General features: G+C 46.1%; 25 protein-coding genes and 1 riboswitch. Of the genes, 14 read left to right on the forward strand and 11 right to left on the reverse strand.

Features of this window, described 5'->3' with window-relative positions:
* Window positions 1–214 precede the first annotated feature (214 nt).
* The 5 genes from mpl to thiQ all read left to right on the forward strand — a co-directional run bounded on the left by mpl (window position 215) and on the right by thiQ (window position 5,783).
* Window positions 215–1,573 (forward strand): UDP-N-acetylmuramate:L-alanyl-gamma-D-glutamyl-meso-diaminopimelate ligase, encoded by a 1,359-nt coding sequence (mpl, locus tag B7360_RS03600; protein ID WP_085342737.1) that lies wholly within the window; start codon window positions 215–217, stop codon window positions 1,571–1,573.
* A gap of 4 nt (window positions 1,574–1,577) precedes the next feature.
* Window positions 1,578–2,213, forward strand: a complete 636-nt coding sequence (locus B7360_RS03605) for a flavin prenyltransferase UbiX (RefSeq protein WP_006742964.1) — start codon at window positions 1,578–1,580, stop codon at window positions 2,211–2,213.
* 37 nt (window positions 2,214–2,250) lie between these two features.
* Window positions 2,251–2,387: riboswitch (TPP riboswitch) on the forward strand.
* Between the two features lie 71 nt (window positions 2,388–2,458).
* Window positions 2,459–3,451 carry a thiamine ABC transporter substrate binding subunit gene (thiB, locus tag B7360_RS03610; protein WP_047009039.1) on the forward strand — a complete coding sequence of 331 codons (993 nt, stop codon included), beginning with the start codon at window positions 2,459–2,461 and terminating at the stop codon, window positions 3,449–3,451.
* Window positions 3,452–3,492: 41 nt separating this feature from the next.
* A complete protein-coding gene (gene thiP, locus B7360_RS03615; RefSeq protein WP_079882924.1) occupies window positions 3,493–5,079 on the forward strand; it encodes a thiamine/thiamine pyrophosphate ABC transporter permease ThiP in 1,587 nt (528 codons plus the stop codon).
* On the forward strand, window positions 5,079–5,783 hold the full coding sequence (thiQ, locus tag B7360_RS03620; protein WP_047009041.1) for a thiamine ABC transporter ATP-binding protein: 705 nt from the start codon (window positions 5,079–5,081) through the stop codon (window positions 5,781–5,783). The genes thiP and thiQ overlap by 1 nt, the downstream gene beginning before the upstream one ends.
* A gap of 18 nt (window positions 5,784–5,801) precedes the next feature.
* Here the strand turns inward: thiQ and B7360_RS03625 are convergent, their stop codons facing one another.
* Window positions 5,802–6,749: a LysR family transcriptional regulator gene (locus B7360_RS03625; protein WP_006742960.1), complete on the reverse strand. Its 948-nt coding sequence runs from the start codon at window positions 6,747–6,749 to the stop codon at window positions 5,802–5,804.
* 92 nt (window positions 6,750–6,841) lie between these two features.
* Here B7360_RS03625 and B7360_RS03630 point away from each other — a divergent pair, with 92 nt between their 5' ends.
* Entirely contained in the window at window positions 6,842–7,918 is a 1,077-nt protein-coding gene (locus B7360_RS03630; RefSeq protein ID WP_006742959.1) for an alkene reductase, read from the forward strand.
* Window positions 7,919–7,981: 63 nt separating this feature from the next.
* Here the strand turns inward: B7360_RS03630 and B7360_RS03635 are convergent, their stop codons facing one another.
* The 4 genes from B7360_RS03635 to argR form a co-directional block, all read right to left on the reverse strand.
* The gene (locus B7360_RS03635) at window positions 7,982–8,425 is read right to left on the reverse strand and encodes a universal stress protein (RefSeq protein ID WP_085342738.1); all 444 of its coding nucleotides are present in this window, start codon (window positions 8,423–8,425) and stop codon (window positions 7,982–7,984) included.
* A gap of 44 nt (window positions 8,426–8,469) precedes the next feature.
* Window positions 8,470–11,049, reverse strand: coding sequence for a TRAP transporter permease (locus B7360_RS03640; protein WP_085342739.1), 2,580 nt, complete (start codon window positions 11,047–11,049; stop codon window positions 8,470–8,472).
* A gap of 295 nt (window positions 11,050–11,344) precedes the next feature.
* Complete coding sequence (locus tag B7360_RS03650) at window positions 11,345–12,313, reverse strand: TAXI family TRAP transporter solute-binding subunit (protein ID WP_005392302.1); 969 nt, start codon at window positions 12,311–12,313, stop codon at window positions 11,345–11,347.
* Between the two features lie 404 nt (window positions 12,314–12,717).
* Window positions 12,718–13,188, reverse strand: a complete 471-nt coding sequence (gene argR / locus B7360_RS03655; RefSeq protein WP_031780246.1) for a transcriptional regulator ArgR — start codon at window positions 13,186–13,188, stop codon at window positions 12,718–12,720.
* Between the two features lie 359 nt (window positions 13,189–13,547).
* On the opposite strand from argR, the gene mdh reads away from it, so the two are divergent.
* The gene (mdh, locus tag B7360_RS03660; protein ID WP_005392300.1) at window positions 13,548–14,483 is read left to right on the forward strand and encodes a malate dehydrogenase; all 936 of its coding nucleotides are present in this window, start codon (window positions 13,548–13,550) and stop codon (window positions 14,481–14,483) included.
* A gap of 113 nt (window positions 14,484–14,596) precedes the next feature.
* Window positions 14,597–14,788: a hypothetical protein gene (locus B7360_RS03665; RefSeq protein WP_005392299.1), complete on the forward strand. Its 192-nt coding sequence runs from the start codon at window positions 14,597–14,599 to the stop codon at window positions 14,786–14,788.
* 89 nt (window positions 14,789–14,877) lie between these two features.
* Here B7360_RS03665 and ispB read toward each other — a convergent pair whose 3' ends face one another.
* A complete protein-coding gene (ispB, locus tag B7360_RS03670; RefSeq protein WP_005392297.1) occupies window positions 14,878–15,849 on the reverse strand; it encodes an octaprenyl diphosphate synthase in 972 nt (323 codons plus the stop codon).
* A gap of 256 nt (window positions 15,850–16,105) precedes the next feature.
* Between ispB and rplU the strand changes: the two genes are divergently transcribed.
* From rplU to folA, 6 genes are all read left to right on the forward strand, one after another.
* Complete coding sequence (gene rplU / locus B7360_RS03675) at window positions 16,106–16,417, forward strand: 50S ribosomal protein L21 (RefSeq protein WP_005383096.1); 312 nt, start codon at window positions 16,106–16,108, stop codon at window positions 16,415–16,417.
* A 20-nt stretch (window positions 16,418–16,437) separates the two neighbouring features.
* Window positions 16,438–16,695 (forward strand): 50S ribosomal protein L27, encoded by a 258-nt coding sequence (gene rpmA / locus B7360_RS03680; protein ID WP_005383095.1) that lies wholly within the window; start codon window positions 16,438–16,440, stop codon window positions 16,693–16,695.
* Between the two features lie 206 nt (window positions 16,696–16,901).
* Window positions 16,902–18,077: an Obg family GTPase CgtA gene (cgtA, locus tag B7360_RS03685; RefSeq protein WP_005383091.1), complete on the forward strand. Its 1,176-nt coding sequence runs from the start codon at window positions 16,902–16,904 to the stop codon at window positions 18,075–18,077.
* A gap of 195 nt (window positions 18,078–18,272) precedes the next feature.
* Window positions 18,273–19,073, forward strand: coding sequence for a threonine/serine exporter family protein (locus B7360_RS03690; protein ID WP_085342740.1), 801 nt, complete (start codon window positions 18,273–18,275; stop codon window positions 19,071–19,073).
* Window positions 19,073–19,546 carry a threonine/serine exporter family protein gene (locus B7360_RS03695; RefSeq protein ID WP_005392295.1) on the forward strand — a complete coding sequence of 158 codons (474 nt, stop codon included), beginning with the start codon at window positions 19,073–19,075 and terminating at the stop codon, window positions 19,544–19,546. The genes B7360_RS03690 and B7360_RS03695 overlap by 1 nt, the downstream gene beginning before the upstream one ends.
* Window positions 19,547–19,555: 9 nt before the next feature.
* Window positions 19,556–20,035 (forward strand): type 3 dihydrofolate reductase, encoded by a 480-nt coding sequence (gene folA / locus B7360_RS03700; protein ID WP_046874034.1) that lies wholly within the window; start codon window positions 19,556–19,558, stop codon window positions 20,033–20,035.
* A gap of 268 nt (window positions 20,036–20,303) precedes the next feature.
* Here folA and B7360_RS03705 read toward each other — a convergent pair whose 3' ends face one another.
* The 5 genes from B7360_RS03705 to surA form a co-directional block, all read right to left on the reverse strand.
* The gene (locus B7360_RS03705) at window positions 20,304–21,110 is read right to left on the reverse strand and encodes a symmetrical bis(5'-nucleosyl)-tetraphosphatase (protein ID WP_085342741.1); all 807 of its coding nucleotides are present in this window, start codon (window positions 21,108–21,110) and stop codon (window positions 20,304–20,306) included.
* A 15-nt stretch (window positions 21,111–21,125) separates the two neighbouring features.
* Entirely contained in the window at window positions 21,126–21,506 is a 381-nt protein-coding gene (apaG, locus tag B7360_RS03710) for a Co2+/Mg2+ efflux protein ApaG (protein WP_005379668.1), read from the reverse strand.
* Window positions 21,507–21,581: 75 nt separating this feature from the next.
* On the reverse strand, window positions 21,582–22,391 hold the full coding sequence (gene rsmA / locus B7360_RS03715; protein WP_005379669.1) for a 16S rRNA (adenine(1518)-N(6)/adenine(1519)-N(6))-dimethyltransferase RsmA: 810 nt from the start codon (window positions 22,389–22,391) through the stop codon (window positions 21,582–21,584).
* A complete protein-coding gene (pdxA, locus tag B7360_RS03720; RefSeq protein WP_005383085.1) occupies window positions 22,388–23,386 on the reverse strand; it encodes a 4-hydroxythreonine-4-phosphate dehydrogenase PdxA in 999 nt (332 codons plus the stop codon). Before pdxA ends, rsmA begins: the two co-directional genes overlap by 4 nt.
* Window positions 23,376–24,659 carry a peptidylprolyl isomerase SurA gene (gene surA / locus B7360_RS03725; protein ID WP_085342742.1) on the reverse strand — a complete coding sequence of 428 codons (1,284 nt, stop codon included), beginning with the start codon at window positions 24,657–24,659 and terminating at the stop codon, window positions 23,376–23,378. Before surA ends, pdxA begins: the two co-directional genes overlap by 11 nt.
* Window positions 24,660–24,719 lie beyond the last annotated feature (60 nt).

Raw genomic sequence — 24,719 nt, forward strand, 5'->3', positions numbered from 1 at the left:
GATCTTTTTAATGGTAATGAAGTAACTGTTTGAGATCTCAATTTATTTGTAGACTTGTTTGAGCGATTCATCAGTAAGCAAGAGGTTGTACAGTCTGTGTTCAACCTTGTCATATTTGTGAAAGGGACTGCAAGAAGAAGGCTAAAGTCTCTCGCTTTTCTGGTTGTGATCGCGATAATGAAAGCATTAAAGAACGCATTACAAGGTTTAGTTTATGCACATTCATATCTTGGGTATCTGTGGCACATTTATGGGCGGCGCTGCGATTTTAGCGCGCCAATTAGGGCATAAAGTCACTGGTTCTGATGCCAACGTTTACCCACCGATGAGCACGTTGCTTGAGTCTCAAGGTATTGAAATTATTGAAGGCTTCGACTCGTCTCAACTCGACCCTCAACCAGACCTTGTGGTGATTGGTAATGCCATGAGCCGTGGTAACCCATGTGTTGAACATGTGCTCAATACCAACATGCGCTACACCTCTGGTCCGCAGTGGCTCAACGAGTTTTTGCTGCACGATCGCTGGGTATTGGCGGTATCGGGTACACACGGTAAAACGACCACGTCGAGCATGCTGGCTTGGATACTCGAAGACTGCGGTTATCAACCTGGTTTCCTAGTTGGTGGAGTTCTTGGTAACTTTGGAGTCTCTGCTCGTTTGGGAGAAAGCATGTTTTTTGTCGTTGAAGCGGACGAATATGACAGTGCTTTTTTCGATAAGCGTTCTAAGTTTGTGCACTACCATCCTCGAACCTTAATCATGAACAACCTTGAGTTTGATCATGCTGACATCTTCGATGATCTAGAGGCGATCAAGCGCCAATTCCATCATTTAGTGCGAACGGTTCCCGGCAATGGCTTAATCTTAGCTCCGAAGCAAGACCAAGCTTTGGCGGATGTATTAGAGCGTGGTTGCTGGACAGAAAAGCAGTTTTCAGGTGTTGATGGCGACTGGCAAGCGCACAAATTAGTGGTCGATGGCTCAAAATTTGAAGTTGCTCTGCAAGGCGAGAAGGTCGGTACCGTCGAATGGGATTTGGTGGGTGATCATAACGTTGATAATGCACTGATGGCGATTGCCGCGGCGCGACACGTTGGCGTAACGCCGGAGCTTGCGTGTCAGGCTCTGGGCCGTTTCATCAACACTAAGCGTCGTTTAGAGCTCAAAGGTGAAGAACAAGGCATCACGGTTTACGATGATTTTGCGCATCACCCAACGGCAATTGAACTCACTGTCGGTGGTTTGCGTAACAAGGTAGGTGAAAAACGCATCCTTGCTGTGTTAGAGCCGCGTTCTGCTACCATGAAGCGTGGTGTACACAAAAATACACTTGCAGAGTCACTACGCAGTGCAGATGAAGTCTTCTTGTTCCAGCCAGATAATATCGAGTGGTCTGTGCAAGACATTGCCGACCAATGTAAACAGCCAGCGTTTGTCGATGCGGATATAGATAACTTTGTAGCCAAGATCGTCGAACGTGCGCGACCAGGTGACCAAATTCTAGTCATGAGTAATGGTGGCTTTGGCGGTATTCACGGCAAGATTCTCGAGCAACTTAAACAAAAAGTCTGATTTTATGCAAAACAAACAGCAGCAAGCAGAAAAAGCCATCACTTTAGCGTTAACTGGAGCATCTGGTGCGCCTTATGGTCTGCGCCTTTTAGAATGTTTGGTCGCGGCGGATTATCATGTCTACGTTCTGATCTCTTCGGCGGCTCGTGTCGTGATGGCAACCGAACACAACCTTAAGTTGCCAAGTGGGCCAGAAGCCGCAAAGCAAGCGTTGGTGGAACACCTCAACTGTGACCCAAATAACATCACCGTTTGCGGTAAAGATGACTGGTTCTCGCCGGTTGCGTCTGGTTCTGCTGCACCCAAGCAAATGGTGGTTTGCCCATGCTCTGCGGGAAGCGTTGCGGCCATAGCACACGGTATGTCGGACAACTTGATCGAACGGGCCGCTGATGTAGTAATGAAAGAGCGTGGGCAGTTGTTGCTCGTCGTTCGCGAAACACCATTTTCAACGCTGCATCTGGAGAACATGCACAAGCTATCGCAAATGGGCGTCACCATCATGCCAGCGGCTCCGGGTTTCTACCATCAGCCAAAGAGCATTGAAGACTTAGTGGATTTTATGGTGGCGAGAATTCTCGACCACTTAGGTATCGAGCAAGGTTTAGTGCCTCGTTGGGGTTATGACCAGCGTTCGTGAGCTGATTGTGTAACCACTCAAATACCTTTACAATCCATCCAACTCATCGGGGAGCAAACCCATTTAGCATTGAGTCAATCAATGCATTTGGGCGCTGAGACCTAAGTTCTTAACTAGGGACCCGTATTACCTGAACCAGATAATGCTGGCGTAGGAATTGAGTCTGGATATTGGAAGTCCTTAATAGCCGCCTCAACCCTGTGCCGCTCAACTTATTTCTCTGAAATACTCATGGAGAGCGAGCAGTGAAAACCACTTCAAGTCTGATTGCCTTAGCTGCAATTACCTCTACTTCAGCGTTTGCTGCTGAAAACCCATTAACTATTTATACCTACGATTCTTTTGCCGCAGATTGGGGGCCGGGTCCTAAAATCGAGCAAGCTTTTGAAGCAAAATGTGGCTGTGACGTTAACTTCGTAGCGTTGGACGATGGTGTATCGATCCTGAATCGTCTTCGTCTTGAAGGCGGTAATAGCAAAGCCGACATCGTGTTAGGTCTGGATAACAACCTGATGGCAGAAGCAAAGAAAACCGGTCTGCTTACCGAGCACAATGTGGATACGGCCAACACAGTGTTACCAAATGGTTGGAGCGATACGACGTTTGTACCGTACGATTACGGCTACTTCGCATTTGTGTACAACACAGAGAAACTGGCTAATCCGCCGAAAAGCATGAAAGAGCTGGTGGAAACGCGCGACGATTTGAAAGTGATTTATCAAGATCCGCGTACGTCAACGCCGGGCCAAGGCTTGATGCTGTGGATGAAATCCATCTATGGCGACGATGTGACGCAAGCGTGGCAGAAGCTAGCGAGCAAAACCGTAACGGTCACGAAAGGTTGGTCAGAAGCGTATTCCATGTTCCTTAACGGCGAGTCAGACTTAGTGCTTTCTTACACTACGTCACCTGCGTACCACTTAATTGCGGAAAACGATTCAACGTTTGCGACGGCGAATTTTGCTGAAGGTCACTACATGCAAGTTGAAGTCGCCGCTAAAGTGAAAGGGGCAAAAAATTCAGAACTTGCTGATCAATTTATGAATTTCATTTTAAGTGATGAGTTCCAGTCAGCGATGCCAACGGGTAACTGGATGTACCCTGTTACTGACGTTGAGTTACCTAAAGGTTTTGAAACCTTGAGCGTTCCAAACAAGTCGTTGAGCTTTAGTGCTGATGAAGTGGCAAAAATGCGTAAGTCTTGGATTCGCGAATGGCAAAGCGCACTGACGTTTTAGCTGACGTTCCACCCCTCATCTGAATGAGATAGGTTTTACCTTTGAATTCTGTTCCAAAAATAGGTTTAGGGGTCGCGATGATCATCGCGACCTTTGTTGTTTCTGCCCTAGGTGCTTTGATTGTTCAAGCCCCTTCACTTGATGTGTCTGTGGTATGGGACGACCCGTATTATCAACATGTCACCAAGTTCAGCTTTTACCAAGCTTTTCTTTCCACATTGCTCAGTGTTGGCTTGGCCATTCCAGTTGCGCACGCGCTTTCGCGTCGCCAATTTATTGGTAAATCATTACTGCTTAAGCTGTTTGCATCGACGCTAGTTTTGCCTGTTTTGGTTGGTGTTTTCGGGCTATTAGCGATTTATGGCAACAGCGGTTTGTTAGCGCAGTGGCTACAGAGTTTCGATAGCAAACTGCCATTTTCTATTTACGGTTTGAACGGCATTTTACTCGCCCATGTGTTCTTTAATTTACCTTATGCTGCGCGCTTGCTGTTGCAAGCATTAGAATCTATTCCTGCCGAGCAACATAAGCTGTGTGCGCATTTAGGTATGAACCATTGGAATAAGTTTCGTTGGGTGGAATGGCCGCGTTTAAGGCAGCAACTTCCCCACGTTTGTGGCTTGGTATTTATGTTGTGCTTCACCAGTTTTGCCACTGTAATGGCGTTGGGGGGCGGGCCAAAATCTACCACCATTGAATTGGCAATTTACCAAGCGATTAAGTTTGATTTTGATTTACAAGCTGGGGCGTTATTGGCGCTGTGGCAGATGCTGTTATGTGGACTGCTTGCCATTGGAGTGCAGAAGTTAACAAAGCCTGTTTCTATCAGTGCTGGCAGCACATCGGTACAGCAATATTTAACGAAGGATCATGGGTGGTCAAAAGCTTGGGATAGCTTTTGGATCATAGGTGCCTTTTTACTGGTGATACCACCGTTATTGATGGTGTTACTGAGTGGCATCAACCAACAAGTTTGGACGGTGTTAACCGATGAACGTTTTTGGTCTGCGTTATCTAACTCACTCAAAGTGGCAGGGTTAGCCAGTGCGCTTGCGGTCGCTGCGGGCGTGTCTATATTGTTGACCAGTCGCCGTTGGCGGTTGCAGTACAAAAATACGCGAGCCGATCAGATTGAGCTAATCGGCACCATTATTTTGGTGACTCCTGGTTTGGTGATTAGCACCGGATTATTCTTGCTGTTGCGATCATTTACCGATGTTTTTAGCTTGGCGTTTTTTGTTGTGATTTTGGTAAATGGTTTGATGGCTTTGCCTTACGTGATCAAAACGCTGGCACAGCCAATGCTGCACATCGAGCAGCAATACCAGTATGTGTGTGCCAGCTTAGGCATGCGTGGCTGGCAACGCTTTAAAGTGGTGGAGTGGCAGGCGCTGCGCAAGCCATTCGCACATGCGTTTGCGATCAGCTTTATGTTTGCGATTGGCGATTTAAGTGCTATTGCGTTGTTTGGTGGACAAGAGTTCCGAACTTTACCTCTGTATTTGTTCCAGTTACTTGGCAGCTATCAGATGGACGCGGCTGCGGTGGTATCGGTGACCTTGTTGTTGTTGAGTGTGGGCTGTTTTGCCTTGATTGAGAAAGTATTGAAAACGAAGGAGAGAGCGTAATGTTAGTGTTGGATGATGTGCAGTACACCTACCAACGTGAGCTGTTTCGTTTTGATTTAACGATTGAGCAAGGTCAGATAGTGTCGCTGATGGGACCAAGTGGGGCTGGAAAATCGACGTTGCTAGCGTTGGTGGCTGGGTTTATCCATCCTGACCAAGGTGACATTCGGGTTGATGGTGAGTCGATTGTGCACAAAGAGCCTTATCAGCGTCCTTTCTCCATGCTGTTCCAAGAGCATAACTTGTTTTCTCACTTGTCGGTGCGTGACAACATTGGCTTAGGTTTACACCCAGGGCTAAAGCTTACGGTAGACCAAAAACGTCAGGTTGAACAAGCGGCGCAGCAAGTTGGCGTTGCAGAGTACCTCGACCGTTTGCCTGAGCACCTTTCTGGAGGGCAGCGTCAACGTGTTGCCTTGGCGCGTTGTTTTGTTCAGCCTCATCCCATGTGGCTGTTGGATGAGCCTTTCTCGGCGCTTGATCCGGTTTTACGTGAAGAGATGCTGAGCTTGGTAAAAAAACTGGCGGCAGAGCGGGGAATAACCGTATTGATGGTCACGCACCATTTAAGCGATGCCAAAGCCATTGCCAGCCACTTTGTGTTTGTGGCTGATGGCAAAGTGGAAGCGGCGGATAGTATGTCTGCATTGAGTGAGCAGCATGCTAGTGAGAAGCTTGCGGCATTTATCCGAGCCGCACGCTAATGCTCAATGGTGGCTGGGTTATGCTTCTCCGCAACACAAACCATGTCGAGGACCAAATTCAAATTGAGATCTTAGGCTCATGATATGGTCAATCATCGCTTGTACTCGTCGCGTTCGGTTTGCGCCAGGACGATAGACTAAATAAATGGGCATTGGTACCGTGTGCCATTGAGGTAAGACTCTGACTAAGGAGCCATTTTCCAGCTCTTGCGTCATGTTTTGCATAGGTAAGTTAGCGATTCCCAATCCTTTGAGCGCGCCTTTTAATACCGCTTCTACGGTGGTGCTAGAGAAGTTACTGCTTACTGAGACGTTGACCGTGTTGTCCTGCGAAATCAACGTCCAAGGGCCTATCTCTGAAACATACTGATATCTCAAACAGTTGTGTGTTGTCAGATCTTCTGGCGTTTTAGGTACGCCACACTCAGCTAAATACTCAGGACTGGCGGCCAATACTCGGGTGGTGTAACCCAATTTTTTAGCAATCAGTCGATCATCGACGATCTGGCCGACTCGAATTGCCATATCAAAACCGTGTGAAAACAGATCAACAAAATCGTTCGATGCTTCTAACGCAATTTGTACTTTTGGCCATTGTTTTAAAAATGGTAAAAAGATGTGCTCAGCCATATACGCATCCAAGGCTGGCGGCGCAGCAATGCGAAGCCGACCTTGGATCTGCTGTTCCATTTCTTGAACGTCTTGACCAATCGAGTGAAATTCCTCAACTAAGCTTGCAGCACGCTCTAAAACCATTTGACCAGCTTCGGTAATCACCAACTTTCGGGTCGTGCGCTCTAGGAGCTTGGCTTCAAAGTGTTGTTCGAGTTTGGTTATGGCTTTACTAACAGTAGATTTTGGTAGGTTTAACTCCAGCGCGCACTTGGTTAAGCTCAGTAGTCGACAGCTTGTGACAAAGATAGAGAGCGTCCTAAAGTCAATTGTTTCTAAATTTCGAACAATCACTTTCAATTATCCATATTGTTTCAATATTGATCTGATTATAGTCTGGCTCTTCATCCTTAGCCATCAAGTTATTGTCATTTGAGGTAAACAACATGTCCAACTCTGTAGACTTATTTTCTCCTATCGAACTCGGTCAATTAGCATTAGATAACCGTGCCATTATGGCCCCTTTAACGCGCGCTCGTGCCAGCGCAGATCATATCCCGAATGACCTTATGGTTGAGTACTATGCTCAACGCGCGAGTGCTGGACTTATCATTGCTGAATGCACCATGGTGATGGAAGGAACGTCTGCTTTTATGGCAGAACCGGGCATTTATAACGAAGAACAAATTGCAGCTTGGAAAAAGGTAACGGATGCGGTTCATGAAAGAGGCGGTAAGATCGTATTGCAAATTTGGCATGCGGGACGCGCTTGTCATCCTGAACTGAATGATGGGAAAACGCCTGTTGCAGCGAGCGCACTAGCCATTCGTGATGAGTTAGTTCATACCCCTTCAGGTAAGCAAGCATATACGGTACCACGAGCACTCGAAGTGGATGAGATAGCTTCCATTGTGGCAGCGTTTAAGCAAGGTGCGAAAAACGCTAAGAGAGCAGGCTTTGATGGTGTGGAGATACATGGCGCCAATGGTTATCTTATCGATAACTTTCTTCGTGATGGATCGAATTTACGTACTGATGAATACGGTGGCTCAGTCGAAAATCGTGCCCGTTTTTTACTTGAGATAGTTAAAGAAGTGGTCGAGGTATGGGGACCTGGAAGAGTAGGGCTGCGCACATCACCATTAAATGGATTTAATGACATGAAAGACAGCGATCCGGTTGGCTTGGTTCGTTACTTAGCTAAGCAACTTAATGCTTTCGATCTTGCTTATTGGCACGTGATGCGTGCGGATCTAAAGGGCGTACAAAAAGCAGATGTTCTCAAGCCAGCACGCGAAAACTATCAAGGTTACCTAATGGCCAACGTGGGCTACAGTGCACAAGAAGCGACAACGGCAATTGCAGAAAATCAAGTTGATGTGGTCGCATTTGGCGTTCCATTTATCGCCAACCCTGATTTAGTTGAGCGATTTAAGAAAAATGCACCTCTTAATGAGGCAAAACCTGAGCACTTTTATTTAGGTGGAGCAGAAGGTTATACCGATTACCCAGTAATGGCATAATCCTTACTTGTTCAATATAAAAAGGACGCTAATGTTAGCGTCCTTTTTCGTTTCTTTAGTTGTTTAACCTTGCGCTTGCGGTTTCACGACCATCACATTGATTGGAGAATATTCCACGACCTTACTTGCGACAGAGCCAAGCATTACTTTATTGATTTTAGAACGCTTGTGACTTGGCATAATGATGAGATCAGCGCCCAAGCGCTCTGCATAATCAAGAATCGTCGCGTAGGCTTTGCCCTCAGCAACATGCACTTGGTACACCACATCTTCAGCAATATGCTTATTGGCAAAAGCTTTTAATTGCTGCTTCACGTCTTGCTTCATTTTGGCTGCTGCATCTTTTGGGAAGTATGTAGCAACCATCGACATGTGAATACCAGGTAGTACTGTTAGAAGGTGGATTTGCGCATTCGCTTGCTTTGCCTGCCAAACCGCTAGTTCAACCGCTCGGTCTGAAAAGCCTTGGTCATTTAGATCAACCGGAACAAGAATTTGTTTGTACATTCAATGTCTCTCACTAAGGCCCCTTGTCCTCGGGGCCAAATCGGTTATGCGCTCAATTGTTCCTTACGAGCACGACGTTTTTGGTTCATGGCAAGCACCAGCAAAATCATTAAGCATGGCACAAATACCCATTCTTTCATCGGACGTTCTGCATCTTGGATAACCCACTTGATCTCCCAATCAAAGTCGATACCTGCAGACTCTGCCGGACTACCAAACTCGACCATATCTACAATCATTTTGTTGTCGCTTTCGGTCAGCATCAGACCCATAGACGAAATACGTGCTTCCGCTGTTGTCGCACTGTCTTCGAATGGAAGACGAACCGTTTTCTCGATGTAGTCGCCTTCAAGGTTTTCGCCGGCAACACGTAGCTCCAATGATTCTCCTACATTTAGCGTTTCCGTGATTTGAGCTACCTCAACGCCAGGAGAAAGAACTTTCGCTGGATACAGCATGTCCCACCAAAAACCAGGACGGAAAAACGAAAATGTCAGTACTAATAATAGAACGGTTTCCCACCACTTGTTACGTGTGAACCACCATCCTTGTGTTGCGGCGGAGAAGATCAGCATCGCAATGATCGATGAGATGACCGTGAGTGCTAAATGCCACCAAGAGTCTATCCCCATCAACAGTAGTTGGGTATTGAACACAAACATGAATGGCAAAATGGCGGTTCGAATATCGTAAGTAAAGCCTTGGATACCGGTACGAATTGGGTCTGATTTAGCAATCGCAGCCGCCGCAAATGCCGCAAGACCTACGGGTGGGGTGTCGTCGGCCAAAATACCAAAGTAGAAAACGAACAAGTGCACCGCAATGAGTGGGATGATCAAGCCATGTGCTGCACCTAGCGTGACAATAACCGGTGCCATCAACGTAGAGACGACGATGTAGTTCGCCGTTGTCGGTAGACCCATCCCAAGAACCAAGCTGATTATTGCAGTAAACAGCAGCATAAGAATGATGCTACCGCCAGAGATAAACTCGACGAAGTCCGTCATGACCAGGCCGATACCCGTTAGGGTGACGACCCCAACTACGGTACCTGCCGCTGCCGTTGCAACGCCGATACCAATCATATTGCGAGCGCCAGCAACCAAGCTCTCAGCCAGATCGACGAAGCCATCTTTGGTTTTCTGCATCATGTCACCTTGCTTTGATAACAGAGCAATCAATGGACGCTGAGTCAGCAAAATGAAAATCATGAACACCGTTGCCCAGAATGCTGAAAGACCTGGCGAGAAGCGCTCTACAGTCAGACACCAAACCAATACAACGATAGGCAGTAGATAGTGCAAACCAGATTTAACCGTTGGGCCAGGATCTGGTACTTCTGTTAACTCTGCATCAATCTCAATTGCGCCATCTTGCACATGATTCGCTGAGATCTTCACCAAGCCAACGTACGCAATTAACAGGGCAACCGTAACAATTGGCGTCGCGGCATCACCAAAGACATCTTTCGTCCAACCCACTCCGTAGTAAACCAATGCGCTGATCACACACAGTCCTAAGATTGTGCCAGTAAAGGAAAGCAAACTTTGTACTAACGTTGGGTTGTGGCGACGAGGAAGACCTGTCATACCCGCTTTACACGCCTCAAGGTGAACGATGTAAATCAAAGCGATGTAAGAGATAAGTGCCGGAAGTAGGGCAGCCTTAATCACCTCAACGTAGGAGATACCGACATATTCCACCATCAAGAATGCCGCCGCGCCCATGATTGGTGGCGTTAACTGACCATTGGTTGAGGCAGCAACTTCAACGGCTCCCGCTTTGGTGCCCGGAAAACCGACACGTTTCATCAATGGAATGGTAAAGGTACCAGTGGTTACCACGTTTGCGATTGAAGAGCCAGAAACAAGCCCGGATAAACCAGATGCAACAACGGCCGCTTTTGCAGGACCACCTTTCATATGACCCAGTAAAGAAAAGGCGACTTTAATGAAGTAAGCACCTGCGCCAGCACGTTCCAGCATGGCGCCAAACAATACAAACAAGAACACAAAAGAGGTTGAAACGCCTAATGCGACACCGAATACACCTTCCGTTGTTAGCCATAAGTGAGACATGGCCTTGTTTAAGCTCGCTCCTTTATGCGCGATGACATCGGGCATGTAAGGGCCTGCAAAGGTGTAAGTAAGGAAGACAGCAGCAACCACCATCAGTGGTGGACCGAGCGCTCGGCGTGTTGCCTCTAAAAGGAGAACCATACCGATGACAGCAACGACGATATCTGCCGTTGTTGGTGCACCGGAACGTCCAGCTAGCTCGGTATAAAAAAGGTAAATATATGCCGCAGAAAAACTACCTGCTAGCGCCAATATCCAATCGACAAGAGGGATATGATCGCGAGGGGAATTTTTCATCGCTGGATAAGCAGTGAAAGCCAAGAAGATCGCGAAAGTGAGGTGGATTGATCGCGCTTCCGTGTCGTTCAGTACGCCGAAATTAAAAATAAATGGTAGCGGAGATGCGTACCATAATTGAAATAGTGACCAACACAGAGGAACAAACCAAAGGATTCGTCCTTGCATTCCCGAGGGGCTACGTGCACCTGTGTCTGCCTGAGCCACCATTTCTTGCACATCTTGTGACGGAGCTTGATTCGTCGCCATGTACTTTTTCCTTATTATTGATGGTCCTGTCGGATTTTTATCGAGAACCACACTTCGCCTTTATCAGTGTAGCGAATGGAGCGAAGTTTGCTTTCGAGTATTTTGCTGCCTGAACTCAAAGTGTTGAATTTTGGAGACTCTGCTAGGCGGCGTTTAAGTTTTTCTTGGGTATGAACTCGCAATTTTCGGAAGAAAACTGGCGAATGAAGCATGCAGTTAGCACGTGCTACAACCTGCATGCTCAAACAGGCAGAAAACCATCTTTTCCTGCCTGTGAGTTTGGAGTCTGAGGAAGTTACTTAAGTAGACCCACTTCTTTGTAGTATTTTTCTGCACCTGGGTGAAGAGGGATAGATAGACCCGCTTTCACCATGTCTTCTTTTTTCAGGTTTGCAAACGCAGGGTGTAGACGTTTGAACGTATCGAAGTTTTCAAACACGGCTTTTGCAACGTTGTAAGCGACATCGTCTGAAACGTCTGCTGTTGTAACCATCGTTGCTGCAACACCAAAGCTGTTTACGTCTTTGTCTGTGCCACGATACATGCCAGCCGGCACTGAGCTAAAGGCGTAGTATGGGTTATCAGCAACAATCTTATCGATTTTCGGGCCAGTTGCAGAAACTAGCTTAGCATCACATGATGTTGTTGCTTCTTTGATTGAACCGTTCGGGTGACCCACCATGTAAATGAATGCGTCAATTTTGTTGTCACAAAGTGCTTGAGAACGCTCAGAGCCCTTTAGCTCAGAAGCCAATTTGAAGCTGTCGTTTGTCCAGCCCATCGCTTCCATAACAACGCCCATGGTTGCACGGTCACCAGAGCCAGGGTTACCGATGTTTACGCGCTTACCTTTTAGGTCTTCAACGTTTTCGATACCTGAATCTGCACGAGCAATGATGTTGAAAGGTTCTGTATGAAGAGAGAACATTGCACGTAGCTTTTTGTACGGGCCTTGTTCCGCAAACTTACTCGTACCGTTGTAGCCGTGGTACTGCCAATCCGATTGCACGATACCAAAATCTAACTCGCCAGCACGGATAGTGTTAACGTTGTAAATAGAGCCGCCAGTCGATTCTACTGAACAACGAATGTTGTGTTCTTTACGACCTTTATTGACCAATTTACAGATAGCACCACCAGTAGGGTAGTAAACACCTGTCACAGAGCCAGTACCGATAGTAATAAACTCTTGAGCGTTAACTGCGCCTGCACCCATTACTGCTGCAGCGATAGCGCCTACTTTGAGAAGTTTGTTAAATGCCATGAATTTCCCTTCCTTATATTCATTATTTACCCGGAAATAACCATAAATCACTTCTGGAGTTTCCTATTTGGAAACGGCATCTTTTCCAATCCAATCGTTTGAAAAAGCGAGCGAATCATAACAAAAAATTGGCAGAAAATTATCCAATTGTTAAATGTTATAGTTGATAAGTCTGAATCTTGTGCAGGAGGATAGTGTTAGATTTGTGATTTAATTCTTTTTATAACAAACACTTAATAAGTATTAAGTGAACGAAGTGAAAAAGATCAATTGCGTGATGTTAATCACAAAATAGGTGGTTAAATAATGGTCTGGATAAGAAAAAATTTACATAAATCATGGGCTACAAAATGAGATTTCTTTTATAGCCCACAAAGAGTTAGCTGATCTAAATGTGAAAGAACTTAGCCAGTGTATTCGAACAGTTCACACACTGATTTGAACAACTGTTCAGTCGTAATCGCCATCGTTGGAGTGATAAAGATAGTGTCATCACCTGCAACAACACCAAGAATACCTTCGGATTTACCCAGTGAGTCAAGCAAGCGAGCAATCAACTGCGCAGCACCAGGGCCAGTATGGATAACAACTAATGCCGCGTTATGGTCAATGTCTAGCACCAGTTCACGCAAAGAGCTGCTTACAGTCGGTACGCCTAGCTCAGCAGGAAGGCAGTAAACCATTTCCATTTTTGCATTGCGTGTGCGGACGGCGCCAAATTTAGTCAGCATGCGTGATACTTTCGATTGGTTAATGCTTTCAAATCCTTGTTGTTTGAGTGCATCAACAATCTCACCCTGTGAGCCAAAGCTCTCTTCTTTTAACAGGGCTTTAAAGGCGCGGACTAAGTTGTCTTGTTTTTCTGAATTGCGCATAGTCATTACGAATCTCTTATTACGGGTCAGCAATTTTGCATATTCTCGCATATATATTCATGCGGTGCCAAAGAGTCCCAGTATTATGTTAGTTACGTCACTGTAAACTATATACCACATGGAATTCTTTAACTATATGAAGTAGGGCTGTTTTTGTTTTCTTGAATTCCTTGTCATTTCAACAGAATAAAAGAATAATCCAAGCCCCATTTGTAGCACGGTAACAGCGAGTTGCGCGAGGTCGCAAAGCTAGCGTTAATTGATTGTAATCAAGTTGTGATTCCGATAGCTTTATTTAAGTTGGTTACAAACTACCCTACGAATACGTTTATAAGAGAAATACTCTCAAGGAGAACTACATGAAAGTAGCCGTTATTGGTGCCGCTGGTGGCATCGGTCAAGCCCTGGCCCTTCTACTTAAGAACCGTCTTCCTGCTGGTTCTGATTTAGCCCTATACGATATTGCTCCAGTAACTCCTGGTGTGGCTGCTGATCTTAGCCACATCCCGACGCCAGTTTCTATCAAAGGTTACGCGGGTGAAGATCCTACTCCAGCACTAGAAGGTGCGGATGTTGTGCTGATTTCTGCAGGTGTTGCTCGTAAGCCTGGTATGGATCGCGCGGATCTATTCAATGTAAATGCTGGTATCGTTAAGTCGCTAGCGGAGAAGATTGCGGTTGTTTGTCCGAAAGCTTGTGTTGGTATCATCACAAACCCGGTAAATACAACAGTGCCAATTGCCGCTGAAGTACTTAAAAAAGCGGGTGTTTACGATAAGCGTCGCTTGTTCGGTGTAACAACACTGGATGTTATCCGTTCAGAAACATTCGTTGCAGAGCTAAAAGACAAAGATCCAGGTGACATTCGCGTACCTGTTATCGGTGGTCACTCTGGCGTAACGATCTTACCTCTACTGTCTCAAGTGGAAGGCGTTGAGTTTACAGCTGAAGAAGTAGAAGCATTAACGAAACGTATTCAAAACGCAGGTACTGAAGTTGTAGAAGCGAAAGCGGGTGGTGGTAGTGCAACACTATCAATGGGCCAAGCTGCATGTCGCTTTGGTCTGTCTCTAGTTCGTGCTCTTCAAGGAGAAGAAGGCGTAGTTGAATGTGCATACGTTGAAGGCGACGGTGAACATGCGACTTACTTCGCACAGCCTGTGAAACTGGGTAAAGAAGGCGTAGAAGAAGTACTAAGCTACGGCAAACTCAGCGACTACGAAAAGTCTGCACTAGACGGTATGCTAGAAACACTAAATGGCGACATCAACATTGGTGTTGAATTCGCAAAGTAATCTAGAAAGCTCGAATAAGAAGAAAGCCGATCAAAATGATCGGCTTTTTTGATCTTTGGCTTCTCTGCTTCGTAAAATTACTTGATCAAAACAACGTGGTGAAGGAGAAGATGATGGAAGCAAGTCGAATCCGTAAAGGCATGGTTGTTGAGTGCCAGCAGGGCGTAGGTACGATATTGGTGGTCGACCGTGAAGCAGAGACGGTACTGTTGTCGAAACAAGGCTCTGATCAGCAGATTGCGGTTAGCTTTGATGAAATAGAAGATGACCCACAACTGCATGGCGGTAGTGACAGATATTACTAGCGCCTATCACGGCATTAGGTATCAGATACAAAAAAGGAAGAGCTTGCTCTTCCTTTTTGTTTTAAGTCTTGCGTTATGGGTTGCTATGATTACTTCGTGCGTTGTACCGCGACATGAGCCAGAGTAATAAGCGCTTGCTTGTATTCAGATTCCGGCAATACTGATAGTTCTTCGATTGCTTTGTCTGCTTCTTCTAGTGCTTTTTGCGTCGTGTATTCCAGAGATCCGGCCTCTTTCATCACCGCGAGAATTTCTTCTAAGCGATCCATGCCATTGGCCTTCTCAATTGCTTCGCGAATCATGAGGGCATTGTCTGGCGTGGTATTACGCATAGCGTGAAGTAGAGGTAAAGTTGGCTTGCCTTCAGCCAAATCATCCCCCACATTTTTACCCATGTCTTCGCCATCAGAGGTGTAATCCATGACGTCATCAATAAGCTGAAACGCAGTACCCAAATACTTACCGTAATTTTGCATTGCGATTTCAACATGCTCAGGAGCATCGTTTAAGATTGCGCCAATTTGAGTTGCAGACTCAAATAAGCGTGCTGTCTTAGAGTAGATGACTTGCATGTAGCTTTCTTCTGTCGTGTCAGGATCGTTACAGTTCATCAACTGCTGAACTTCACCTTCGGCGATCACGTTTACGGCGTTGCTCATTAGCTTAAGGATCTTCATGGATCCTAGCTCCGTCATCATTTGGAATGAGCGAGTATAGATAAAGTCCCCAACTAACACGCTAGCAGCATTGCCAAATGCAGCATTCGCAGTTGCTTTACCGCGGCGCATGTCTGATTCGTCGACCACGTCATCATGCAGCAAAGTCGCTGTATGGATGAACTCAATAAACGCAGCTGCCATTGTATGACCGTTGCCTTGGTAACCAAGTGCGCGGGCTGACAGTATCGCTAAAAGCGGTCTCAGACGTTTGCCTCCACCACTCACGATATAAAAACCGAGCTGGTTGATTAAAGAGACATCAGAATTAAGTTGGGCTTGAATTGTTTCATTCACTTTTGCCATGTCATCGGCAGTAAGCGCTTGGATAGTTTTAAAATCCATCGTATATCCGGCTGAAGTTAGACCCTGCAAGGCTTATTCGATTTATATAATTGTCGAATAATACACTAAAAAACGTTGATTAATACATTACTAAAGGGCATGATTGCCGCACTTTTCTTTGGCGATTAGCTTTTCGCCAATTTTTTCAAAATATGGCTTGTCATAGGAGCATCTATTCTGTAGAATCTGCGCCCTATTGATGATTAGTTTAGCGCACACCCTCAAGAAAGGCTGTGCGGAAAAAGCGGAGTAAAATATGTACGCTGTTTTCCAATCTGGTGGTAAACAACACCGTGTAAGCGAAGGTCAAACTCTTCGTTTAGAGAAATTAGACGTTGAAACTGGTGCAACTGTAGAATTTGATAAAGTTCTTCTTGTTGCTAACGGCGAAGACATCAAAGTTGGTGCTCCTCTTGTAGAGGGCGGCAAAATTGTTGCTGAAGTTGTACAACACGGTCGTGGCGATAAAGTTAAAATCGTTAAGTTCCGTCGTCGTAAGCACTCTCGTAAGCAACAGGGTCACCGTCAGTGGTTCACTGAAGTGAAGATCACTGGTATCAACGCTTAATCTATTAGGAGAGTTTAACAATGGCACACAAAAAAGCTGGTGGTTCTACTCGTAACGGCCGCGATTCAGAAAGCAAACGTCTAGGTGTTAAGCGTTTCGGTGGTGAATCTGTACTTGCAGGTAACATCATCGTTCGTCAACGTGGTACTAAGTTCCACGCTGGTAACAACGTAGGTATCGGTAAAGACCACACTCTATTCGCTCTTACTGAAGGTAAAGTGAAGTTCGAAGTGAAAGGTCCTAAGAACCGTAAGTTTGTAAGCATCGAAGCTGAGTAATTAGGTTTTTACCAAGTTACTTAATAGCTTTAAGCTGAATTCAAAAGCCCTGCCGAATCGGCGGGGTTTTTTATTTATGGCAGTCGACATATCGAAGTTTCTCGTTTCCACCTTATTTGTGGGCTGGGAGCTTAGATCTGTCATCTGCTAAAATTGTCAGATGACAAAGTAGATTTAATCCACGCACGAAGTAGTCGGAGTAAAAGATGAAGTTCGTAGATGAAGCGGTAGTAAAAGTTCAGGCTGGCGACGGCGGTAGCGGCGTTGTGAGTTTCTGGCGTGAAAAGTTCATCACTAAAGGTGGCCCTGATGGCGGTGATGGTGGCGACGGTGGTGATGTTTATATCCAAGCCGATGAAAACCTTAACACTCTGATTGATTATCGTTTCCAGCGCTTCTACGAAGCGGAGCGTGGTGAGAATGGCCGCGGTGGTAACTGTACTGGTAAACGTGGTAAAGACATCGTTCTTCGTGTGCCTGTAGGTACGCGCGCAGTGGATATCCACACAAATGAAATCGTGGCAGAAGTTGCTGAACACGGTAAGAAAGTGATGATCGCAAAAGGCGGTTGGCACGGTCTAGGTAACACGCGTTTCAAATCTTCAGTAAACCGCGCGCCTCGTCAAAGAACATTAGGCACAAAAGGTGAAGTACGTGAAATTCGCCTTGAGCTATTGCTTCTTGCTGACGTTGGTATGCTTGGTCTACCTAATGCAGGTAAATCAACCTTTATCCGCGCAGTCTCAGCAGCAAAACCAAAAGTCGCTGATTACCCATTCACGACGTTGATCCCAAGCTTGGGCGTAGTGAGTGTCGTACCAGAGAAAAGCTTTGTTGTTGCAGACATTCCAGGTCTTATCGAAGGTGCAGCAGATGGCGCTGGTCTTGGTATTCGATTCTTGAAGCACTTAGAGCGTTGCCGAGTGTTGCTGCACATGATCGATATTATGCCAATTGATCAGTCTGATCCGGTGCAAAATGCACTAACGATCATTGATGAGCTAGAGCAATACAGTGAAAAACTGGCAAGCAAGCCACGCTGGTTAGTATTCAACAAAGTTGATTTAATGCCTGAAGAAGAAGCGAATGAGAAGATCCAAGAAATCTTAGACGCACTAGGCTGGGAAGACGAGTACTTTAAGATCTCGGCGATCAACCGCAACGGCACTAAAGAGCTTTGTTACAAACTGGCTGACTTTATGGATAATCTACCTCGCGAAGAGGAAGAAGTGGCTGAAGAAGATAAAGTTAACTTCATGTGGGATGACTACCATAAAGATGCGATGGCGGGTAAAGACGTTATCACTGAAGATGACGACGACGATTGGGATGACTGGGACGATGAAGAAGATGACGGTCACGTTGTCTACGTTCGTGACTAATCAGAACCGTCAAACAATGCCTGTTTACCAATAATTCATTAAGCCGCAATTATTTATTGCGGCTTTTTTTGTATCTAAATCATATTTAGATGGTGTGATTTACGGCACAATAGCCGATACGTCGTGATTTTTGAGGGCTAGTTTGGACCTCTCGCGTATGAATGAGCAACACCCTAAAAGGAATTAGACTGATTTATGACTCTAGAAACCATACCGTCTGGAGAGTTGGCGGTATCCACTCAACGATCTATTTCTCGCCTTGTTGCCCAAGCCGGGCAAATGCTACTCGCTCATGGTGCTGAAAGTACTCTGGTGAGCGATATTATGCGCCGTATTGGCCTTGCTTGTGGGGTTAATGAAGTTGCGGTTGCGCTATCAGCCAATGCACTGGTTGTAACGACGGTAATGGATGGACACTGCATCACCACCACCCGAAGTTGTGCCGATCGTGGCATTAATATGCGCGTTATTACGCAAATTCAACGTATCTGCATCATGATGGAGCGTGGGCTGCTCGATGAAACCATGGCGCAGAAAAAGCTGAACGCCATCAGTCCAGAGCGTTATAACCGCTGGCTGGTGGTGTTTATGATTGGCTTGTCATGTGCGGCATTCAGTCATCTGGCTGGTGGCGATTGGGGGGTATTTGTTATGACCTTTTTAGCATCAGCTGGTGGCATGATCGTTCGCCAAGAAATTGGTCATCGTCACTTTAACCCTTTACTGAACTTTGCAGCGACCGCCTTTGTCACGACCCTAATTTCTGCGCAAGCGGAAATCTACCAAATCGGCAATATGCCCACCGTTGCAATGGCATCGTCGGTATTAATGCTTGTACCGGGTTTCCCGTTGATTAACTCAGTGGCAGACATGCTGAAAGGGCACATTAACATGGGGATTGCCCGGTTTGTGATGGCCAGCTTACTGACGTTGGCGACGTGTTTGGGCATCGTTGCTGCGATGAGCGTTACTGGAATTTGGGGGTGGGCAATCTAATGAGTTTGTTTGATTTGATGCTTGGCCTGCTGAATGACATGTTTTTCGCTGCGATTCCCGCAGTTGGATTTGCACTGGTTTTTAACGTGCCACAAAGAGCTTTAGTGTATTGCGCTGTTGGCGGCGCGATTGGACACGGCAGCCGTTATTTGATGATGCAGTTTGGTATTCCCATTGAATGGGCGACCTTTTTTGCCGCGACGCTAGTTGGGATGATCGGGGTATACTGGTCTCGCCGCTTTCTCGCGCACCCAAAAGTGTTCACTGTGGCAGCTTTGATCCCGATGGTACCTGGCGTGTTTGCATACAAAGCAATGATAGCCATGGTTGAGATCAACCATATTGGTTATTCACCTGAGCTCGTTGCAACTTGTATGGAGAACTTTCTTAAGGCCATGTTTATTATTGCAGGTTTAGCTGTTGGTCTTGCTGTTCCAGGGCTGTTATTCTATCGCCGCAGACCTATTGTATAAGGACCTAACATGATCATTAGTATGATTGCCGCGATGGCCGACAATCGCATCATTGGCAAAGACAATCAAATGCCTTGGCATCTTCCCGCTGATTTCGCTTGGTTTAAGCGTTGCACCATGGGAAAACCGGTTGTGATGGGACGCAAAACCTATGAGTCTATTGGTCGCCCTTTACCTGGTCGCTTGAATATTGTTATCAGCCGTGATGAGACACTAAAGATCGAAGGCGTCACTACCGTAACATCGATTGAGCAAGCTTTGGACGTGGCTGGTGACGTGGAAGAAGTGATGATCATTGGTGGTGGTGCGATTTACGCAGCTTGCCTACCGATGGCCAATAAACTATATGTAACACACATTGAAGCCGCGATTGATGGTGATACTCAGTTCCCAGATTGGGGAGACGAGTTTAAGGAAACTTACTCAGAAAAGTATCAAGCCGATGAGAAGAACGCCTACAACATGCGCTTTACTGTGTTAGAAAAGTAATTCGAGATTAATACAGCGTAGTTAATACGATAATGCCGTTCGTATAACAGCGAGCGGCCATCCCGGCCTGCCATCATCCTGAAAGCGACGGAGGAGCGTGATTCAGGATCTTCTATACGAGTACTTTGTTGTCAAAGGTATCTCTATCTACCCGCAGCGTGCGGATATTAGATTCCTAGTCTCGCTAAGGCTCGCTGGAATGACCCTACAGGAGATGTTAGGTGACAGGCATTCTCCCTACGATGGATTATCGACTATTATTCCGTGTTTAACTTAACGCATCCTGAGTAAAGATTTTCTTATCGTCCCAACGGATCATGGTTAGGCTTCCGCCCCAAACACAGCCAGTATCCAGACCGATGATCTCTTCGTCTACATGGCCTTGTAGTGCAGCCCAGTGACCAAATAACACCGTTTTATTGAGGTGAACGCGCTGAGGTACATCAAACCATGGAATAAGTTCGTTACCGGAAACTTGTTGTGGTGGTAGTTTACAATCCATATCCAAACGACCATCGGGGAAACAAAAGCGCATCCGCGTAAAAGCATTGATAATATAACGGTATCGGTCCAAACCCTGTAGAGAGTCATCCCAGGAATCAGGTTGATTACTGTACATGTTTTTTAAGAGCCAAGGCAGCTCTTCACTTTGGATGATGCGTTCAACTTCGCGGGCACATTTTCTTGCGGTTTTTAGATTCCACTGCGGTGATATACCAGCGTGACACATCACGAACTCGTCATGCTCAGCCATAAGAGGTTGCTGAGCTAGCCATGCTAATAGATCTTCTTTGTCGGGTGCTGTGAAAATAGGCGCGGTTTTATCTTTGTCTTTGACCTTTTTTATCCCGTGAGCAACGGCGAGCAGGTGAAGGTCGTGATTACCAAGCACAACGGTTGCGCTTTTGCCAAGCGACTTCACAAAGCGTAAAGTTTCTAGTGATTTAGGCCCTCTGGCGACCAAATCACCAGCGAGCCAAAGTTGGTCTTTTTTCGCAGAGAAAGAGACTTCTTCTAGTAGTCGCTGCAATTCATCAAAACAGCCTTGAATATCGCCAACAATATAGGTAGCCACTGAATCTCCAATTTACTAATTTAAAACATTTGGAACAGCAAGACGAAAGGGTTCAATTTCGGTGATGAACTCCTGTCCTTTTTCATCCAGCATTTTGTAGTGCCCTTGCATAACGCCGACAGGGGTTTCTAACGCGGTTCCGCTACTGTACGTGTATTCATCATTGCTTGGAATAAAAGGTTGTTGACCCACCACACCATCACCTTCAACCGTCATTTGCTTGCCATTCGAGTCTGTGATTAACCAGCGACGGCTCACTAACTGCACGGTTTGTTGGCTAAGGTTTTTGATGGTGATGATATAGGCGAAAACGTAGCGTTGTAGCTCAGGATTGGACTGTTCTTCGATGTATTTGGTGTGAACTTGAATTTTGATGCAAGGTTGAATGACGTCCATGTGCACTCCTCAGAAACGTAATATCCCAATAATAATAAGCCAAACCGGCAAGGGTTTGGCTTATCGTTTGAGTTCTTAGTGCTGCGGGTTATCCGCAAGCCAGTTCGCCATCGCGACGAATTGTTCTAGCGTCAGGTTCTCTGGACGCATGCTTGGATTAACACCTAGCTCTTCTAGTACTTCTGTGCTTAACAACGATTTGTAGCAGTTACGAACTGTTTTACGACGTTGGTTAAAGCCTTCACGACAAACGCGATCCAGCAAACGCAGATCTTTCGCAGGGCATGGTAGCTCTTCGTATGGCACTAGACGAACGACAGCAGAGTCCACTTTCGGTGGTGGAACGAATGCCGTTGGCGGTACTTCCAGTACTGGTACCACTTTACAGTAGTACTGAGCCATTACCGTTAAACGGCCGTAAGCTTTGCTGCCAGGACCGGCAGCTAAGCGGTTTACCACTTCTTTTTGCAGCATAAAGTGCATGTCTTGAATGTCTTTATGGAATTCAAAAAGGTGGAACATCAATGGTGTAGAGATGTTGTACGGCAAGTTACCGAAAATGCGTAGCTTGTTGTTTGGCTTCACTAATTGAGTGAAGTCAAAACGCATAGCGTCACCCTCATGGATGGTCAACTTATCCGCCAGTTCAGGGTGAGTACGTAGGCGTTCCGCCAGATCGCGGTCCAGTTCGATGACCGTGAATTTATCCACTTCACGACCTACCGGCTCAGTGATTGCACCAAGACCAGGACCGATTTCAACCAGGTTTTGACCTGGTTTTGGGTTAATCGCTGATACGATTCCATCAATAATGTATGGATCGTTCAGGAAGTTTTGACCAAAACGTTTACGCGCTTTGTGTCCTAAATGGACATCATTTCTCATTGTTTCTTCTCTACCAAATCTATCGCATGCGTGAGCGCTGTTCGGAAACTCCCTGTATCCGCTTGACCTGTCCCTGCCAGATCTAATGCAGTACCGTGATCCACCGATGTTCTAATAAAAGGTAGACCAAGAGTAATGTTTACTGAACGACCAAAGCCTTTGTATTTTAATACTGGCAACACTTGGTCGTGGTACATGCCTAAAACAGCATCAGCATCATTTAAATATTTTTCATTGAAAATGGTATCTGCCGGCAAAGGGCCGATCAGGTTGATACCTTTTTCTTGTCGAATCTTTTCCAGTGTTGGAGTGATGGTTTCGATCTCTTCACGACCTAAGCAGCCATCTTCGCCAGCATGAGGGTTAAGCCCGCAAACGTAGATGTTTGGTTGTGCGATAGCAAACTTTTCTACAAGGTCTTTATGAAGAATATCGATGATTTTTTCTAATCGCTCTTCGGTGACCGCTTTGGACACATAAGCTAAAGGAATATGTGTTGTAACCAGCGCCACGCGTAGCCCTTCCGTTGCTAGCATCATTACGACTAGCGGCGTTTGTGACTTCTCGGCGAAAAACTCAGTATGACCACTGAATGCAACACCTGCGCGATTAATCACCCCCTTATGAACAGGGCCGGTGACAATAGCATCAAATTCATCATTCATACAGCCTAAAGCCGCTCTTTCTAGCGTTTTTAATACATAGTGGCCATTCGCTTCATTGAGCTCGCCTGCGACCGCAGGTTCCGATATTTGGATATGATCAACGATAAGCGTGCCAGCTTTTTGTGCTTTAGGTGCTTCTTCTGGATTGTAATCAGACAGTTGGACTTCGATGCCAAGCTGCTTGGCTCGCTCCGTCAGCATATTCTTATCGGCACAGACGACAATTTGGTGCGCCCAATCTTCTTTCGATAGGGCAAGCACTAAGTCTGGGCCGATACCCGCAGGTTCCCCTGCGGTTACGACAATTCTACGAATTGTATTAGTTGTCATTGTTGTCATCCACGATTTCAACAAACGCACTTGCGCGTAGCTCTTGCATCCATGCGCCCGCTTCTTCATTAAATTTACGGTTAAATAGAATACGGTAAGCCTTATTCTTCATCGCTGAGTCAGTACGGTCAACTTGGCGACGATCCAACACTTCAACGATATGCCAGCCGTGAACGGTTTTGAACGGTTCGCTGATTGAGCCAACAGGCAGAGTTTCTACTTGGTGTTTAAATTCTGGCACGTACAGATCTGGCGTTTGATAACCTAGCTCACCGTCTTGTGCTGCCGAGCCAGGGTCTTGGCTGTATTGCGTTGCCAATTGAGCGAAAGTGGCTTCGCCAGCTTTGATGCGGCGTACAAACTCATTCAGTTGCTTCTTCGCCCCTTCGTCACTCAGAATCACGGTTGGTTTAATCAAAATATGACGCGCATTTACTTCCGTTACCGCAACCGTTTCTAAGCCTTTTACATCTTCAATTTTTAGGATGTGGAAACCGACGCCACTGCGGAATGGGCCAATGATGCTGCCTTTGTTTTGCATTTTGATCTGATCGGCAAAGATGGTTGGCATTTCTTCTTTACGCATCCAGCCCCAGTCGCCACCTTGTAAAGCTTTAGGACCTTTTGAGTAGGTGTAGGCCATCTCCGTAAAGTCTGCACCTTCGTTTAGCTTTTTCGCCAGCTCTTTTGCTTCTGCTTCTACAGCAGACTTTTCTTTGTCATCAGAGAAGCGCAGTTGAATGTGTCCAATTTTGTATTGAACGGTCGCATTGGTTTCTTGTGATAGTTGCTCAGCAAGGCTGTCGACTTCTGCTGGAAGGATATTAATACGGCGACGAACCAGTGCATTACGGGCTTCTGAAGCGGCGATTTCCTTACGGATTTGTTCGCGGAATTCTGGGTAACTCAAGCCTTCACTTTCTACAGAAGCGGCGAGTTGTTCTACAGATTGTTCATTATTACGTGCGATCTCCGCAATCGCTTGGTTTAAGCGGTTATCGTCAATACGCACACCGATACGGTCTGCTTCTTGGCCTTGCAACGTGTCAATAATCAGCTTTTCAACAACTTGTTCTTTTAACACGCTAGCAGAAGGTAAGCTCTTTCCGCTTTGACGTGCGTTGGCTTGCAGCGTTTTCATCGCTGTTTCGATGTCGCTTTGTAGAATTACACCGTCGTTCACGATGACCGCAACCTTATCGATCTCTACTGGTGCTGCAACCGCTCCGCAAGAGAGTAGGGTCGTGAATAAGATTGATTTCCAAATTTTCATTTAAAATTCCGTCAGTATTTTTTGAATAGGCGTCTTATTCATTTAAGACGCCTATTTCGA

The organism is Vibrio sp. ArtGut-C1, assembly GCF_002105475.1.
Classification (GTDB): Bacteria; Pseudomonadota; Gammaproteobacteria; order Enterobacterales; family Vibrionaceae; genus Vibrio; species Vibrio diabolicus.